This is a genomic window from Ruegeria sp., assembly GCF_028066395.1.
Lineage (GTDB): Bacteria > Pseudomonadota > Alphaproteobacteria > Rhodobacterales > Rhodobacteraceae > Ruegeria.
In genome coordinates this window covers 1-15,060 of sequence record NZ_JALCBM010000006.1, presented here as the reverse complement: position 1 = coordinate 15,060, position 15,060 = coordinate 1, and the positions used below count along the sequence as shown (strand labels likewise).

Genomic DNA, 15,060 nt, shown 5'->3' with positions numbered 1-15,060 from the left:
TGCACAGGCAGGCGCAGCGCCATGATCATGCGCGCCAGACCCAGCACATTGGCCGCCCCGCCCATGTCTTTCTTCATCAACCCCATGGCCGCCGCCGGTTTCAAATCCAGCCCGCCAGTGTCGAAACACACGCCTTTGCCGACAAGGGTCAGTTTGGGCCCTGTCTCACCCCAGTTCATCTCGATCAGCCGGGGGGCCTGTTCCGCCGCGCGGCCTACGGCGTGGATCATGGGGAAGTTCTGCTGCAACAGCGCCTCGCCGCTGATCACGTTGACGGAGGCGTCGAATTCCTGCGCCAGCGCCTCGGCTGCAGCCTGCAATTGGTCAGGCCCCATATCCGCGGCAGGGATGTTGACCAGATCGCGGGTCAGAGCCTCGGCATTGGCCAGAACCTCGATCCGCTCGGCGTCAATCCCATCGGGCGCGATCAGCCGGGCCTTGGCCGGAGACTGCGTGGCATAGCGGTCAAAGGCATAGCCAGTCAGCAGCCAACCCAGAGATTCCATCGGCGCGGCGGCCTCGGGCAGGCCCGAGGCGATGCGATAAGTTCCCGTCGGCAAAGCCTCTGCCGCAGCCGCCAGCGGAAACCGTTTGCGCGCGCGTTTTGCGGCCGAGCCGTAGCCCGCCAGCGCAAAGCCCGCCGCGCCATCGGGCTGCGGCACCATCAACACCTGCCCCAACGCGCCGGTGAAGCCATTAACGGCGATCCAGTTTTGCACCTGATCCGGCTGGCCTGACAGCCAATCGTCAAGATCGGGTTGCGCGATGATGTGCAGGTCAAGGGCCGGATCGGCGGGTGAGGCAAAGGACAGGGTCATGGGCGTCTCGGCTGGTTCAGTCAGCGCCCAGACTAGCCACCCAGACCCGGCCCGCAACCCCCGTCAGACGGAAAGGTCCTGCTGATCCCAGACGGCGGTCAGCGACCGTTCACCTACCCGGATCAACCGGCTGAGCGTGGCGCCCGTCGCGACCGCATCCCCGGCATCGACCGTGTTCACCACGTCACCGGCCACCCGGGCCAGCGCCGTCATCCCGGCCTGATCCGCGATGGCGACCAGCGATTTGGCGCATTTGCGCAGACCTGCCCAGTCGCGCTGCCGCCAGAAACGATCACAGTTGGACAGGCGCAGGGCCAGTTCCTCGATCGTGCGGCATAGCACATCCACCGCGTTGGCATCGCCCAATTGCCCGCACAGACCGCCCAGGCGATCCGGGTCCAGACGCACGGATTCCTTTTGTTCAAGCGTGATTATCTTATCCACCACATTCACCCTAGTCTTCACGCCCCCACGGCGTGGGATGACATTGGCGGCAATCTCTTTGCAATTCGTTGCCGGGACGCCGGATAATGTCTCGAATTTTGTGCGAATTCGCGATGGAGCGATGCTATACGAGACTTGGGGATCACCATTTCGGCACGGACGCTCAATCGAAACTGCGGCCACTTTGCCTTGTTGACCAGGTTCACGGGCTCAGCCTCTTGCTTTGGCATTCACTTGCTGCCAAGTACCTTCCGCAACGCGGCGGACAGAAAAGGACAGGACCATGCCGATTACCACTGATGAACTGGCCGCTGCCCGCAATGCCTGGGGCGAAGGGCTGATTGCCATTTCAAAAGCCTATGAAGAGGGTGGCATCGACGCAGCCCGCCCTGTGGCAGAAAACGTTCTGAACGCCGCATATGGGTATAATCTGGGGCCGGTCCTGTTTAAGCCGACCATGGCCTCGGGTGAACAAACCTTTCGCCCGACCCAGCACGGCGCGCTTGCCTATTTCGTCGGTCATGACGCCGAGTACCCTCTGGACGGTGGGTTCGGGATCAAAGGCTGGCGTGCAATGAAAAGCGAAACGTCTGCGTCCTTTGTCGAAGGGGACGTCGCCATGTGGATGGGCAAGGTCATTCTGACGGACAAGGATGGCAACGTCACGCAAGTTGACAAGAGCTTTGGCTACAAGAAAGACGCCGAAGGAACCTTGCGTATCGTATTGCACCATTCCTCCCTTCCCTATCAGCCGTGACGCCCATGGGTGCCGATTTTAAACCGGCATGCCTCGGTTCTGGAGACAGGGTTTGGCCCTGCGGGCGATCAGGGCTCTGATTTTGTGCGATTTTTTGATACGTTTGCCGTATTCAAACTGGATTCGGAGCGTGTCATGAGATTGATTAAACGGATTCTTGTCACCCTATTGGTCCTTCTTCTGGTGCTGGTTGGTGCGTCCTACCTGCTGCCAGGCAAGGCCGAAGTTTCGCGCAGCATCACCATCAACGCCCCGGCCGAGGCGATCTTTCCTTATGTGAATTCCATGCAGGCGACCGAGAAATGGTCGCCCTGGCTGTCGCGCGATCCTGAGACCAAGCTGTCCTATAGCGGCCCCGAGGTGGGGGTTGGGAATACGCTGAACTGGGCCTCGGATCATCCGCAGGTGGGGACCGGATCTCAGGAGATCGTCGAAAGTGTCGAGAACAGCGCGGTCAGGACAGCGCTGGATTTCGGGCCCATGGGCACCGCCACCGCCTCATTTACATTGCAGTCTGAGGGGGCTGAGACCCTTGTGACATGGGGGTTCGAATCCAATTTGGGCCTGAACCCGATGTCGCGTTGGATGGGGCTGATGATGGACAAGTGGGTCGGCGGAGATTACGAGCGCGGGCTGGAAAACCTGAAATCCGTGGTTGAAAGCGCGACCTAGGGCAGTTGGAACCGGGCAAGTTTGCCCAGATGATCCGATCCCAGGTAAGGGCGCAGTTCAACTGTTCCTGTTGTGCCCTTGGGGAACAGCAAGTTGTCGATGGGCAGGGGCAAGGCCCGACCGCCGAGCGAGTGGGTGTTTTCAACCGCGCCGAACACCTCATTCCCCGCCGCCAAGCCAATCCGCCGAACGCTGGCGCCCCAGGGGACCATGTTGAAATCCCCGCCAATCAGGACAGGCCCATCCAGTTCCGCGATCCGGTCGGCGACTTCGCGGCTTTGCGCGGATTGTTCGAACGGAAACGGCCATTTCAGATGGACCGAGAGCGCCCAGATCGGCTCTCCATCCGCCGGGATCACCTGCAGCCCGGCCAGCCCATGCCCGGGCAGGCAGAATTCCGATCCTTCCACCACCGGCAGGCTGGTCAGGACGGCCACGTCCTGATGCGGGCGAAAGGGGCAGATGATCTTGGCCGGATAGTGCGCGTACATGTTGGCCATGTATTCGCGGTTGTGATCCGAGACCTCTTGCAGGGTCACGATCTCGGCCCCTGAATTGATGATATCATCGGCCAGTGAATAGCGCGGCCACGCCTTGCTGAGCAGGTTCTTCTGATACAGCATCAGGCAAGACCCGTTGCAATCCGGCGCGGGCGTTGTGAAGCCCATCGCGATGGAGCCAACGGCAAGCGTCGCAAAACCCGTGGCGATCAGGGCATAGATGCGCGCGCGCAGGAACAGAAACAGGATGGCGAATACGCCCAGCAGAACTCCGGCTTGGGGGCGCAAAATGGCGATGGAATCTCCGGCGGCGAAGTAGGGTCCGGTAAAGCCAAAGAGCACCAGCCCGATCAGCGCGCCCACGCACAGAATGATCAAGGTGCGCGCCAGTCGTCTGTTGGTCAAAACCTTCATCGATTGCCTAACCTGCCCCAACGGGATTGCCTGTGGATCAGGTGGCAAGGGCAGCGGGGTTTGTCAACTGTGTGCGGGCATTCGGAGAATACGCTTGTGGACAAGGGTCAATCCAGCTCCATCCCCTCAGGCCAGGCAAGCGTCGTGTCCAGTTGAATGGTTTCTGACTGGTCGGGGGCCAGCTCCATCTCCCACGCCAGTACCCCGCGTTTGTTATCCACATTCTCATCCGACGGTTTGGGTTGGGCAGACCAAGTGATAGTCAGATCATCCTGCTCGGAATAGGGAACCCGATCCAGAATTCGCAGGGGCCAGGATTGCCCCGTCAGGTTCCGGGCGACGATCTGCACTCGTTCAACATTCTGGTTCGAGCGTGAAATCAGCCCGACATCGCCGCTGCTGCGGCTCAGGATATGGCGGTCTATGGTCAGGCCATAAAGCGGGCCAAAGCCCAGTTCGACCTCTTCCCGAGGGCCGATTTCGGGAACACTGTCAGTTGCAACCAGAACCCCGTCCACCAACCATCTCGCTACGGCAGACGACATGAGGTTCTGGTCATAGGGATTGGTAAACCGAGCCGTGCGATAGGCCGTGTCGTCGTAGATTGGCGCAGCCATTGCAAAGACCTGTGCCGTTTGGGTCATGTTGTCCAATTCGAATTCAGCAAGTTCATAGCCTGAAGAAATCGAAACCGGCTCGGACAGGGTGTAGGTAATTCCAGTACCCGCAACGGATGCCGGGCTGGGGGTCCAGCCTTGTGTTTCTTCCACAACAACAGGGGCCTCGACGACAGGTTCCTCCAGACTGCCGAGATTCGCCCGGCTGATGGCTGGGCTGATGGTCTGGCGCCGGGACCTGACGGTTGTCGCGCTGTTCTTGCCTGTGGGTTGCAGCGTCGATACGCTGAGGGTGATGTCTTGCCAGTTTTCACCTGTGTTCTGATTGACCAGAATGCGGCGTTCGATGCGAACTTCTGGGGTGTCGCCCGTGATCAGATCAAACGTGTAGGCCGGGCTCCATTCAGCCAAACGGAAGTCCAGATAAGACAGCGACAGGGTGCCCTGAATATCGGTTTCGGCAATGACGTCCAAGGCGACGAACAGGCGGTCATCGGTTTCGGGAACCAAGGCTTGCAGATCGGCCTCTGCGGCCTCAAGCGCGGTTTGCAGGTCTTTTAGCTGTTCCTCGATCCTGCGACCTTCGATCTCGGCTTTCTGCGCAGCTTCCTCGGCGGCCAGCGATTCCGTACCGACCATCTGGGCGATACCGCGCAGACTGTCGGCGTCTGATCCTGCAAGACCTTCGTTGCGCCCCAGATTGGCAAGGAAAGAGATCGTGTGGCGCGCGGCTTCGGCCTTCAGGCGCGCTGTTTGGGCGTCGTCTTCAACCGCCTGGATTTGTTTTTCGATGCCTTCAATCCGATCCTCCGCCTGTTTGACCGCATCGCTTTGATATTCATGCCAGGGCACGTTTTCGCCCCGAATGATCTGCGCCGTTTGCGTCAAACCTTCTGCCCGGACCTGTAATGTCGCCAACTGCGCGTCGATTTCGGACAAAGGCATGCCCAGAAGAACCAGCCGGTGATGCCCCGCCGGAATGTCGAATTGCGCCGCGCGGGTAATCTCGGCCCCCGAAGGGTAAACGGTTACTTCGCTGACTTTGGTATCAAGGGTGAAGGTTTCGGCGCTTAGCAGGGTGGGGGTCAGAAGCAGGGGGAAAAGCAGGTGTCGCATAATGGCTCGCAGGAAGGGATAATCATCTTCCCGCGAGGGTTGCAGGCAAAACCCGCCATGGCAACCCGCAACATAAAAAGGGCCGCCTCTTTCGAAGCAGCCCTTACTTGGATGAGTTGAAAAGCCTCAGCCTTTCTTCAAAACCTCACGGCCCAGCAGTTCGGCGATCTGTACTGCGTTCAGGGCGGCACCCTTGCGCAGGTTGTCGCTGACGCACCACAGGTTCAGGCCATTTTCGATGGTCGAATCCTGACGGATACGGCTGATGAACGTCGCGAAATCGCCCGCGCATTCGATGGGTGAGACGTAGCCACCGGCCTCACGCTTGTCGATCACCATGATGCCGGGGGCCTCGCGCAGGATGTCGCGGGCTTCGTCTTCGTCGAGGAATTCCTCGAACTCGATATTCACAGCCTCGGAGTGGCCGACGAAAACCGGAACGCGGACGCAGGTGGCTGTGACCTTGATCGACGGATCGACGATCTTTTTGGTCTCGACGACCATCTTCCACTCTTCCTTGGTCGAGCCGTCTTCCATGAAGACGTCGATCTGCGGAATGACGTTGAAGGCGATCTGTTTCTGGAACTTCTTCGGCTCAACCTCGGTCGTGGGGTTGTAGATGGCCTTGGTCTGATCCCAAAGCTCGTCCATACCTTCCTTACCGGCACCCGAGACCGACTGATAGGTCGACACCACAACGCGTTTGATCCGCGCGCGGTCATGCAGCGGTTTCAGCGCCACAACCATCTGCGCGGTCGAGCAGTTGGGGTTGGCGATGATGTTCTTGTTTTTATAGTCGTGGATCGCCTCGGGGTTACATTCCGGCACGATCAGCGGAATGTCCGGGTCATAGCGATACAGCGACGAGTTATCGATCACCACGCAGCCAGCTGCCGCCGCCTTGGGGGCGTAGACCTTGGTCGCCTCAGAACCCACGGCAAACAGCGCCATGTCCCAGCCGGTGAAATCGAACGTGTCCAGATCCTTGGTAGTGAGTGTCGTGTCGCCAAAGCTTACCTCGGTGCCCAGCGAACGACGGCTTGCCAGCGCGGCAAGTTCATCGACGGGGAACTGGCGTTCTGCCAGGATGTTCAGCATTTCGCGGCCCACGTTGCCCGTGGCGCCGACGACTACGACGCGATAGCCCATTTCATGTCTCCAAAGTTAAGGACGCGCGTTCATAGCTGCGTTGCGGCAAAGAAAAAAGAGGATTCGCCGCAAAATCCGCCACCCACGGCGAATTGAAGCAGTTTCAGCCTTGATCCAGCAGTGAGCGGTAGATTTTGACGATGGATTCGGCCTCACCCTTGATGCGGAAATTCTGTTCGATATGGGTTCGGGCGGCTTTGCCAGCGGCGGCCAGCCTGTCCGGATCGGACAGCATGTCGTTCAGCGCCTCGGCCAGTGCCCCGGCGTTGTCCTTTTCCACCAGACGGCCCGTTTCACCGTCCTTGATCTGCGCGCTGAACGCGCCGACACCGTGGCAGGCAATGGCCGGCACGCCCGAGGCCATCGCCTCAAGCGGGGTCAGGCCGAAGCCTTCGTGGCGGGCGGGGGCGACGAACAGGTCAAGCGCGCGGTAGGTTTCGACGATCTCATCCCACGGGCGTTCGCCCAGAAACCGGACGCGATCCCCCAGCCCGGCCTGTTGCAGCTTGTCTTCCTGTTCGCGTTGAAAGGCTTCGAATTCCTTGGTGGCGTTGCCGGTGAAGATAATAGTTGCGTCCGGGTGGTCGGGCAGCACTTGAATCGCCGCATCCACCAGCAGATCGACGCCCTTTTGCGGACGGATACGACCGAAACATCCGATCAGCGTGCCGCCGGGCAGGCCAAGCTTTTGACGCAGCGCGGCTTTGTCGTTTTCAGGATGGAATATCTCGGTATTCACGCCATGCATGATCACGGTCGCGGGGCGTTCAAGGAATGATGCGGCCTGCGGTGTGGTCGCAATCACCGCGTCCATTTTGGCGATCAGGCTTTTGGTGAAGCCCGAATGATCGCGCTGGGCGGCTGAGGTGAACAGCAGCTTGTACTTGCGCCGAAACAGCGTTTTCAGAACCAGCCCCATCAGCATCTCGGTGTTGCGGCGGGCATGCCAGACGATCGGTTTGCGATTGGGCAGAAACAGGGTCTTCCACAGGCGAATATGCGGGATGTCTTCGGGCAGGCCGGGGCCAGTGGCGCGGATGCCGATCATCTTGGCTTGGATTGGCAGCAGTCGGATCACCGTGGTCGTCACGCCCGAGAGGCTGTGTTTGAGGTTCGGCGCGATCACTTCGATATTCTGCATTGCGCTTTCCTTCTCGGGTAGTTCGGGTCAGTCTATACTGTCCCGGCTGAACAGGTAGATGACACAGCCGATGGCCACAGCTACGGCGAAAAAGCCGAATATGGCTGTGTAGGGTGCCGCCGGTCCCATGTCCACCGCTGCTGCGTGAATGCGCCCGGTGGCGAATTGCGCCAGCCCAACGCCGCCGATCCCGAACAGGTTCAGCAAGGTCACACCGCGCCCCACCAGATGCGGTGGGATGAAGGCGCGGCCATGGGCCATGACGACCGGGAAAGTGGCACCGGTGAACCCGATCACCGCCAGCAGCACGACCGACAGCCAGACCGCATCGCTGATCCAGAGACACAGCAGCACCAGCGCCAGCGCGCTAAGGATATTGCCGCCGAAAATCACCCATTTGCGGGTTTTCAGAAGCCGATCCAGCGGACCATAGGCGAAAGTCCCCGCAATCATCGCGGCCCCCATCACCAGCGTCGCCTGCCCGACCTGCGCGGTATCCAGACCGAAAACATCCCGCAGATACGGCCCCGCCCACAGCCCGCGCAGCGCGCCAGACGGGGCATAGGCCACCAGCATCAGCGGCAGAATTGTCCAAAGGGCGGGCTGTTTCAGCAGGTCCAGAACCGATCCCTTGTGTTGGGTCTCGACCCGTTCGGGATCGCGGACCGTGAACCAGATGCCGATCGCCACCGCGCCCGAGATCACCGCCAACCCGGCCAGCGTGCCGCGCCAGCCGAACCATTCCACCGCCAACGCCGTGGGGTAGGACGCGACCAGATTGCCCACCGACCCCACGCCCAGCATCAGGGCGGCCAGCGTGGCGAATTTGGCCGGGGGAAATTCGCGCGCGAAGATGAAATAGGACGCCATCAGAACGGGCGAGCATCCAACCCCGATCAGTGCCATCGCCAGACTGACATGAATTGGGCTGGTTGCCACCGCAAACAGAAGCGCGCCGCCGGACCCGCCGAGCAGCAGTAACACGGCAGAGCTGCGCCGTGGCCCTACCCGGTCCAGCGCCCAGCCGACCGGGATTTGCATCGCCGCAAAGACCAGAAACCAAAGGCCCGAGGCAAAGGCCAGATCCTCGGGCGTGGCACCGATATCGCGGCCCAGATCAGCGGTCAGAATCGCCAGAAACGCGCGGAAAAACTGGCTGAGGACATACGCCAGACATAATACCACCAATCCTGCCTGCATCTTCGCCCTCCTCCTCGGGGGAATGCTTGGCATGTTGGGGGGCTGTGTACAAGCAGAGGGTGGCCCGACAACCTTCGGAAATCGTTCACGATCCGGTCACGGCTGGAGAAACCGCCTTGTTAGGCTCTCTTTTTGAGGCCTATGCCGCATCCATACGCGGCAAATCACCCATCCCCTCACCGCGCCAGAACACAAGCGTCAGGATCGGCTGATCCGTTGTCGTCATCGCGTGGCTCTGCCAACTGGAATGAAGACGGGTCTGGCCGGGGCCGACATAAGCCTCATCTCCGGCGACCTTGAACGTGGCACCACCGGCGAGCGTCAGGTAAATCTCTTCGGCCTGATGGCTGTGCCAGTCATAGGTCAGCCCGGCGCCCCAATAGCCAACATAGCCGCGCAGCTGGGTCGAATGGAAATGACCGGTCGGACCGAACAGTTCGTAATAGCCATAGCGGTTGCGGAAATCGGCCCCGACCTCTTCTTCGGTATAGGTGCGTTTCCAGTGGGCAAGGTGCGTCGTCGCCGTGATCGCATCGATCAGAGCTTGCGTCTGTGATGAACCGGGTTCGGCAAAAGCCTCGACCAGTCCGGTTGCGGGGATGCTGCGCGCGGGCAGCGCCGCCGGGGTCAGATCGGTGGGCCAGGGCGCGAATGCGGCCATATCCGCATGTGATTGGTGCAAAGTGCGCGCGGCCTCAAGAACATCGTCCAGATTCATCCCAGAACTCCTTCCCGGTCTCTCACGCCGCATCATTCGGATGCTTAAGGGTCAAATGCGCGTCTGATTTGACCATTCCTGAGGTTTGTAACCGACATTCTTCAAGGGAGTGACGATCCGTCGACGCGATAAATCACTGCAAAACCGACTCTAACCAAGGTGAATTTCTTGTGAATCAACGATCAGTTGCAAGCCCCCGGGAATTCGGCGAAAATTGACCATGACCGACGAGCTTCCCTTAACGTCCCGGTCCTTGCCCATCGCGCTGCTGCGTGCACGGGAAAAGGTGATGGGGCCGATCCGCGCCATTCTGGCCGATGCCGGCGTGACCGAGCAGCAATGGCGCGTGTTGCGCGTGTTGAAAGAGGAAGGGCCACAGGAACCCACTCAGATCGCCGAACGGGCCTGCCTGCTGCTGCCCAGCCTGACACGGATTCTGAAAAAGCTTGAGGAAAAAGACCTGATCGCTCGCCGCCGCGATACCGAGGATCGGCGGCGTCAGATTGTCGAGATCAGCGACAAAGGCCTGCAGATCATTGCCGCCAACCTGGCGGCCAGTATCGAACAGGCCGACCTTATCCGTGCAAAAATGGGGCCAGACCGGCACGAAATGCTGCTGGATCTGTTGGCCGAGCTGCACAAGTTGGACAATTAACACACCTCTTCAGCAGATCGGACAAGCATATTGCCCCGGCTGCCGCGCCGTCGTACCTTGTGCACTATACTACACCTTGTGAATGGTAATGATGGCAGCGGCAGACGGAACAGAACCGGAAAATCCCCCTAATCAGAGTCTGGGTGAGCGTGTCGGCGCCCGTGTTCGCAAGGCCCGACGGTTAAGTGGAATGTCGCGCCGGGTGTTGTCCGAAAACTCGGATGTGTCCCCTCGCTATCTGGCCCAGTTGGAAACCGGTGAGGGCAATATCTCGATCGGTTTGCTGCAACGCGTGGCCAACGCGCTGGAATGCCGGATCGAATGGCTGATCGGTGAGGATGACCCGTGGGACACAGACAGCCTGCAAATCCTGGAACGTTACCGCGAGGCCAGCGAAGAAGTGCGGGAACAGGTGCGCGATGCGCTGCGCATTGACTCGGCCAGTGCCCGCCGCGCGGGGCGTATCTGTCTGATCGGGTTGCGCGGCGCCGGGAAATCGACCTTGGGCAAGCTTTTGGCGGAAAAGCTGGACCTGCCTTTTGTCGAACTGACGGATGTGATCGAAAAATCGGCGGGCATGCCCCTGTCCGAGATCATGGCCTTCTACGGGCAGGAAGGATACCGCGAGTTGGAGGCACAGGCGCTGGATCAGGTCAGTACCGCGCAAGACCGGCTGGTGTTGGCCGTTGCCGGAGGGATCGTGGCCGAACCCGAGACGTTTGACACGCTGCTGAACCAGTTTCACACCATCTGGCTGCGTGCCTCGCCCGTCGAACATATGGTACGGGTGCAGGCGCAGGGCGACCGGCGCCCGATGGTGGGTAATCCCGAGGCGATGGATCAGCTGAAATCCATTCTGGCCAGTCGCGAGGCTCAATACAGTCGCGCGACCGAGCAACTGGATACATCGGGGCAAACGCTGGAAACCTCGTTGCAGCAGGTGCAGCAGCTGGTCATGGATCGCAATCTTCTGAACCAGACATAGACCCTATTTAGGGTCTTTCAGCCAATCTTTTGCAAATATGACCCGCTCCATCCCGGTGAACCGGCGCACCCTATCCAGTTCCGCCTCCAACCGTTTTGTCCGCGCGTCTGACCAGCGCACCGACCGTTCCGGCCACAGGGCCTTGACCCGCAATTCATCGCAATCACGATGTGCTTTCATGTCGATCCGACCGATCAACCGGTCACCTTCGAGCAGGGGAAAGACGTAATACCCATAGGTGCGTTTGGGCGCGGGGACGAAGACCTCGATCCTATAATGGAAACCAAACAGGCGTTCAGCCCGCTGGCGGTCGCGCAGCATCGGGTCAAAGGGGCTGAGAACCCTGATCCGGCCGGGGGCAGAGGAATGGACCTCATCCACCAGCCCCGGTCGCGCGAACAGTTTGCGACTGCGCCCATCGGCACAGTCTACCTCAATTTCCTGCAATCTCCCTTGTGTCAGAGCCGCATTGCACCAGGATTTTGCCTCTGCCGGGCTGACAGTATCCCAAAACGCCGCCAACTCACCCGAGGTGGCAAAGCCCAACCGATCCAGCGCCGCGTTGCACAGCCAGTCCACGGTTTCCTCAGCATCGCAGGGGCGGTTGCCGGGGCAGAGGTGGTGATCGATGACACGCTCGGTCAGGTCATATTGCTTTTGAAACCCATCCCGGCCAATCACCGTCAACGCGCCGGATCGCCAGAGATATTCCAGTGCTGTCTTGGACGGGTGCCAGTCCCACCATCCGCCCGAGCCTTTCTTTTCATCCTTGCCCACATCGGATGACCCAACCGGCCCGTGATCGCGGATATGCTGCAGCACGGTTTCGAATTGTTTCTCATACCCGTCTCGTCGCCAGTTCTTCCACCGAGCTTTCAGAACCTCGGCATCGCGTTGAAACCGCAGGTGCCAGTGCGGGTAGAACGCCATCGGGATGACGGCCGCATCGTGGGTCCAGTGTTCGAACAGCGCCCTGTCACGCTCGTACAGCCGTTTGAGGTTGCCTGCGCGATAGGTCGGCCTGCGGGCATACAGGATCATGTCATGGGCCCGCGCGACGGTGTTGATACTGTCCAACTGCACAAAGCCCAGACGGTGGATCAAATCCAGCAGATCCGTCCCCTTCGCCCCACCTGTGGGCGGTTCAAGTAACGCATGGCGCTGCATGAACACGGCGCGCGCGGCGCGGTTGTTCAGCCGTTGCAGGGCCACCGGCTCAGCGCCGTTTCAGCGTGTCGCCAAAGCTGATCTTGGGGGTCAGGGTGATGCGGGTTTCAACCTCGGCCTCGGGGTCTTGCAACTGGGCCGAGATGATCTCGGCCGCCTTGCGCCCAATTTCCAACCGACAGGCATCCATCGTGGCCAGCCTGCGCGGCAGCCCCTGCAACAACTCGACATTGTTGAACCCGGCCAAGCCGATCTGCCCCGGCACGTCGATGCCTTGTTCCAGCAGATACAGCAGCCCGCCAGCGCCGATCATATCGTTGGAATAATACAGAAAATCCAGCTCGGGTGAGCGATCCAGCATCGCCTTGGTCATCTCGCGCCCCTTGGCCAGAGCCGAGCCGCCGGAATAGAATTCACGATCTTCGATCTCGATCCCGTGCTTGCCCAGCACTTCGGTAAAGCCCTCGAACCGCTTGCGGGCGCGGTGGTCCAGCGGCATCTTGGTGCCCATGAACCCGATATGCTCATAGCCCGCCTTCAGGATCGCCTGCGCCATCTCACGCCCGGCGCGGCGATGCGAAATCCCGACCATCGCATCCACGGGCTTGCCATCGGTATCCATGATCTCGACCACCGGAATCCCCGCCGAATCCAGCATCGCCCGCGCCGCATCGGTATGCTCCAGCCCGGCGATGATGACACCCGATGGCCGCCACGAGAGCATCTCGTACAGCACCTTTTCTTCCTTTTCAGGCAGATAATCGGTGACGCCGACCACCGGCTGCAGCTCGGTATCCTCCAGCACCTGATTGATACCGGTCAGAACCTCGGGGAAAACCATGTTCGACAGCGACGGGATGATCACCGCCACCAGATTGACCCGGCTTGAGGCCAGCGCGCCCGCGATCTTGTTGGGCACATATCCCAGCTCTTTCGCGGCGGCCAGAACGCGGGTGCGGGTGGCATCGGACACGTCGCCCCGGTTCCGCAGCACCCGGCTGACCGTCATTTCCGACACTCCGGACGCTTCCGAGACATCACGAAGGGTAAGCGGGCGTTTTGTTTCTGTTGTCACCGGGGATACCTGCGTTGTTGTTTTGCCCGATGGTAGCGTGAACAGGCCGCGTTTTACAACTGTTGTGCAAAGCCGATGACAACCCCGAAAATCCCGGCTACAGAAAGGTCACGCGGCCCCGTGGCTCAACTGGATAGAGCAGCCCCCTCCTAAGGGGCAGGTTGCAGGTTCGAATCCTGCCGGGGTCGCCACTCCCATTGAATTCCATTGAAGAAAACGTCTACACATCCAAGGTGTGTAAATCGATCCAATGCATTGAGTGGCCGTCCATGGGCTTTTACGTGTTTTGGGTGACATCGCTTGACCTTTAAGAGTGGATCAAGAACGAAGTCCACTACTAGCTGTTCTATTTGGTGAGTGAAGCACTACACTTGGTATGCAGAAGCGCAAAATGGTCACTTGTTTAAAGCACGATCAAGAGTGGATCAAGAAAATGAGCAGAGAGAACAAACACTAAGTCCTTGTAAACATGGCATACAATCGATTGTAATGAGCTTGACAGCGGGCGAGGATCAAGAGTGGATCAAGAAACTAGTGCCACCACGGGTAGTAGCCTGCACGTGGATGTTCCTCATCCGCATACTTGATCAGGTCAGCATCCATAGTCTTACGGATGACAGTCGTTGCCTGAGCAGCGTTCCTCTGATCAATCCCAAGTCGCTCACATAGAGTTGCATTGCGCATACGTTCTCCTGCCATCGACTTGAGTACAGCATGAAAATAGCAAGCTCTAATGCGCTCTTCGGCGGTCATGTCCGCAAAGGTGCGGGGACCATACAGCACTACCTGCATGGAGTCGGCATTGGCCTTGAGCAAAGGTGCGGGAAGCTGGGACATCTCCACTTCACCAAAAACTTTATCTAGCCCGCTTCCTTGCTCTTCACACATACCCATGCGACGCATCAGGGATGCTATGGCTTCGTTGCGAGAGCGGGGAGGAAGGTCAATCATACGGTCCGTATCAACAAGCGGACAACCTGGATTAGTTATTTCCAGTCGGTCTGAAAAGAGTTCAATGAGTGGACCAGCGCCCGTAATCGTCATGTCTTGATGTATCAGTGCATTGGCCACCAACTCCCTTACAGACAATTGAGGAAACAGCGGATGCGCTTCTCTAAGTGCTTGTCCAATGAGTTCGTTCTGTGGAAGTAAGCCATTTATGTAGCTCAGCAGACCCTCAAAGCCTGCGGCGTAACCCTTCTTACCATCCTGCCTGTGCGTCACGGTCGTGGTTCGATCTGCACCTTCATATTTCACAAACCGAACAGCCTTCCGTGCGAGGCTGCCATCGAACAGTGTCATATCCGTTGCAAAAAGTATGGCGCCCAAGTTCAGGATGTTCCAACGGTCACCGACATCCTTCTTGATCAGACGGTCCGCCTCCAGTTTCTCCAGTATGTGCTGCCTGTTGTCGGGTAGAGGTTGCTTGGTCAAAGCGAAGTATGCGGCGTAGTCGATCTCAGAGAGCACCGTGTCTGAGGTCACGTAGGTCTTAGCATTCCCATGCTCCCACGTATACGGACGCATCTTTTCGATCAAAGCCTGGTATCGTTGTTGGTCATCGGTCAACTTGGGGGTGATCAGCCCCACTTGAGTGGTCCAATTTGATTGTTAGTGTATGACCGGCCTTTG

At 59.3% G+C, this 15,060-nt stretch carries 14 protein-coding genes, 1 tRNA gene and 1 pseudogene; 5 read left to right on the top strand and 11 right to left on the bottom strand.

Annotated elements, in window-relative coordinates:
- Together MPJ51_RS03400 and MPJ51_RS03395 are read right to left on the bottom strand one after the other, a co-directional pair.
- Positions 1-818 (bottom strand): annotated as a pseudogene (locus MPJ51_RS03400) (leucyl aminopeptidase family protein); the annotation flags it as partial.
- Between the two features lie 63 nt (positions 819-881).
- A complete protein-coding gene (locus MPJ51_RS03395) occupies positions 882-1,271 on the bottom strand; it encodes a hypothetical protein (protein WP_298381757.1) in 390 nt (129 codons plus the stop codon).
- Between the two features lie 274 nt (positions 1,272-1,545).
- Here MPJ51_RS03395 and MPJ51_RS03390 point away from each other — a divergent pair, with 274 nt between their 5' ends.
- Both MPJ51_RS03390 and MPJ51_RS03385 read left to right on the top strand, forming a co-directional pair.
- Positions 1,546-2,019 (top strand): phosphoribosyl-AMP cyclohydrolase, encoded by a 474-nt coding sequence (locus tag MPJ51_RS03390; protein ID WP_298381753.1) that lies wholly within the window; start codon positions 1,546-1,548, stop codon positions 2,017-2,019.
- 135 nt (positions 2,020-2,154) lie between these two features.
- Positions 2,155-2,691, top strand: coding sequence for an SRPBCC family protein (locus MPJ51_RS03385; RefSeq protein WP_298381750.1), 537 nt, complete (start codon positions 2,155-2,157; stop codon positions 2,689-2,691).
- Here MPJ51_RS03385 and MPJ51_RS03380 read toward each other — a convergent pair.
- The 6 genes from MPJ51_RS03380 to MPJ51_RS03355 form a co-directional block, all read right to left on the bottom strand.
- The gene (locus tag MPJ51_RS03380; protein ID WP_298381748.1) at positions 2,688-3,605 is read right to left on the bottom strand and encodes an endonuclease/exonuclease/phosphatase family protein; all 918 of its coding nucleotides are present in this window, start codon (positions 3,603-3,605) and stop codon (positions 2,688-2,690) included. The genes MPJ51_RS03385 and MPJ51_RS03380 overlap by 4 nt on opposite strands.
- Positions 3,606-3,712: 107 nt before the next feature.
- Positions 3,713-5,338 carry a DUF4139 domain-containing protein gene (locus MPJ51_RS03375; protein ID WP_298381745.1) on the bottom strand — a complete coding sequence of 542 codons (1,626 nt, stop codon included), beginning with the start codon at positions 5,336-5,338 and terminating at the stop codon, positions 3,713-3,715.
- A 126-nt stretch (positions 5,339-5,464) separates the two neighbouring features.
- Positions 5,465-6,487, bottom strand: coding sequence for an aspartate-semialdehyde dehydrogenase (locus MPJ51_RS03370; RefSeq protein ID WP_298381742.1), 1,023 nt, complete (start codon positions 6,485-6,487; stop codon positions 5,465-5,467).
- 103 nt (positions 6,488-6,590) lie between these two features.
- A complete protein-coding gene (locus tag MPJ51_RS03365) occupies positions 6,591-7,628 on the bottom strand; it encodes a glycosyltransferase family 4 protein (protein WP_298381738.1) in 1,038 nt (345 codons plus the stop codon).
- 27 nt (positions 7,629-7,655) lie between these two features.
- Positions 7,656-8,828: an MFS transporter gene (locus MPJ51_RS03360; RefSeq protein ID WP_298381735.1), complete on the bottom strand. Its 1,173-nt coding sequence runs from the start codon at positions 8,826-8,828 to the stop codon at positions 7,656-7,658.
- 139 nt (positions 8,829-8,967) lie between these two features.
- Positions 8,968-9,546: a dimethylsulfonioproprionate lyase family protein gene (locus MPJ51_RS03355; protein WP_298381733.1), complete on the bottom strand. Its 579-nt coding sequence runs from the start codon at positions 9,544-9,546 to the stop codon at positions 8,968-8,970.
- A gap of 220 nt (positions 9,547-9,766) precedes the next feature.
- Here MPJ51_RS03355 and hpaR point away from each other — a divergent pair, with 220 nt between their 5' ends.
- Positions 9,767-10,201, top strand: coding sequence for a homoprotocatechuate degradation operon regulator HpaR (gene hpaR, locus MPJ51_RS03350; RefSeq protein WP_298381731.1), 435 nt, complete (start codon positions 9,767-9,769; stop codon positions 10,199-10,201).
- Positions 10,202-10,283: 82 nt separating this feature from the next.
- Entirely contained in the window at positions 10,284-11,186 is a 903-nt protein-coding gene (locus MPJ51_RS03345) for a helix-turn-helix transcriptional regulator (protein WP_337959805.1), read from the top strand.
- A gap of 3 nt (positions 11,187-11,189) precedes the next feature.
- On the opposite strand, the gene MPJ51_RS03340 is transcribed toward MPJ51_RS03345, so the two are convergent.
- Positions 11,190-12,398, bottom strand: coding sequence for a crosslink repair DNA glycosylase YcaQ family protein (locus tag MPJ51_RS03340; RefSeq protein WP_298381725.1), 1,209 nt, complete (start codon positions 12,396-12,398; stop codon positions 11,190-11,192).
- 4 nt (positions 12,399-12,402) lie between these two features.
- Complete coding sequence (locus MPJ51_RS03335) at positions 12,403-13,428, bottom strand: LacI family DNA-binding transcriptional regulator (protein WP_298381723.1); 1,026 nt, start codon at positions 13,426-13,428, stop codon at positions 12,403-12,405.
- 114 nt (positions 13,429-13,542) lie between these two features.
- Here MPJ51_RS03335 and MPJ51_RS03330 point away from each other — a divergent pair.
- A tRNA-Arg gene (locus tag MPJ51_RS03330) sits at positions 13,543-13,619 on the top strand.
- A gap of 340 nt (positions 13,620-13,959) precedes the next feature.
- Here the strand turns inward: MPJ51_RS03330 and MPJ51_RS03325 are convergent.
- Positions 13,960-15,018: an ATP-binding protein gene (locus MPJ51_RS03325; protein ID WP_298381721.1), complete on the bottom strand. Its 1,059-nt coding sequence runs from the start codon at positions 15,016-15,018 to the stop codon at positions 13,960-13,962.
- Positions 15,019-15,060 lie beyond the last annotated feature (42 nt).

Excerpts from the sequence above, each read along its gene's own strand:
- MPJ51_RS03365 (WP_298381738.1), bottom strand. The coding sequence starts at position 7,628 with ATGCAGAATATCGAAGTGATCGCGCCGAACCTCAAACACAGCCTCTCG.
- MPJ51_RS03355 (WP_298381733.1), bottom strand. The coding sequence starts at position 9,546 with ATGAATCTGGACGATGTTCTTGAGGCCGCGCGCACTTTGCACCAATCA.
- MPJ51_RS03385 (WP_298381750.1), top strand. The coding sequence starts at position 2,155 with ATGAGATTGATTAAACGGATTCTTGTCACCCTATTGGTCCTTCTTCTG.
- MPJ51_RS03390 (WP_298381753.1), top strand. The coding sequence starts at position 1,546 with ATGCCGATTACCACTGATGAACTGGCCGCTGCCCGCAATGCCTGGGGC.
- MPJ51_RS03370 (WP_298381742.1), bottom strand. The coding sequence starts at position 6,487 with ATGGGCTATCGCGTCGTAGTCGTCGGCGCCACGGGCAACGTGGGCCGC.
- MPJ51_RS03375 (WP_298381745.1), bottom strand. The coding sequence starts at position 5,338 with ATGCGACACCTGCTTTTCCCCCTGCTTCTGACCCCCACCCTGCTAAGC.
- MPJ51_RS03380 (WP_298381748.1), bottom strand. The coding sequence starts at position 3,605 with ATGAAGGTTTTGACCAACAGACGACTGGCGCGCACCTTGATCATTCTG.
- hpaR (WP_298381731.1), top strand. The coding sequence starts at position 9,767 with ATGACCGACGAGCTTCCCTTAACGTCCCGGTCCTTGCCCATCGCGCTG.
- MPJ51_RS03360 (WP_298381735.1), bottom strand. The coding sequence starts at position 8,828 with ATGCAGGCAGGATTGGTGGTATTATGTCTGGCGTATGTCCTCAGCCAG.
- MPJ51_RS03345 (WP_337959805.1), top strand. The coding sequence starts at position 10,284 with ATGGTAATGATGGCAGCGGCAGACGGAACAGAACCGGAAAATCCCCCT.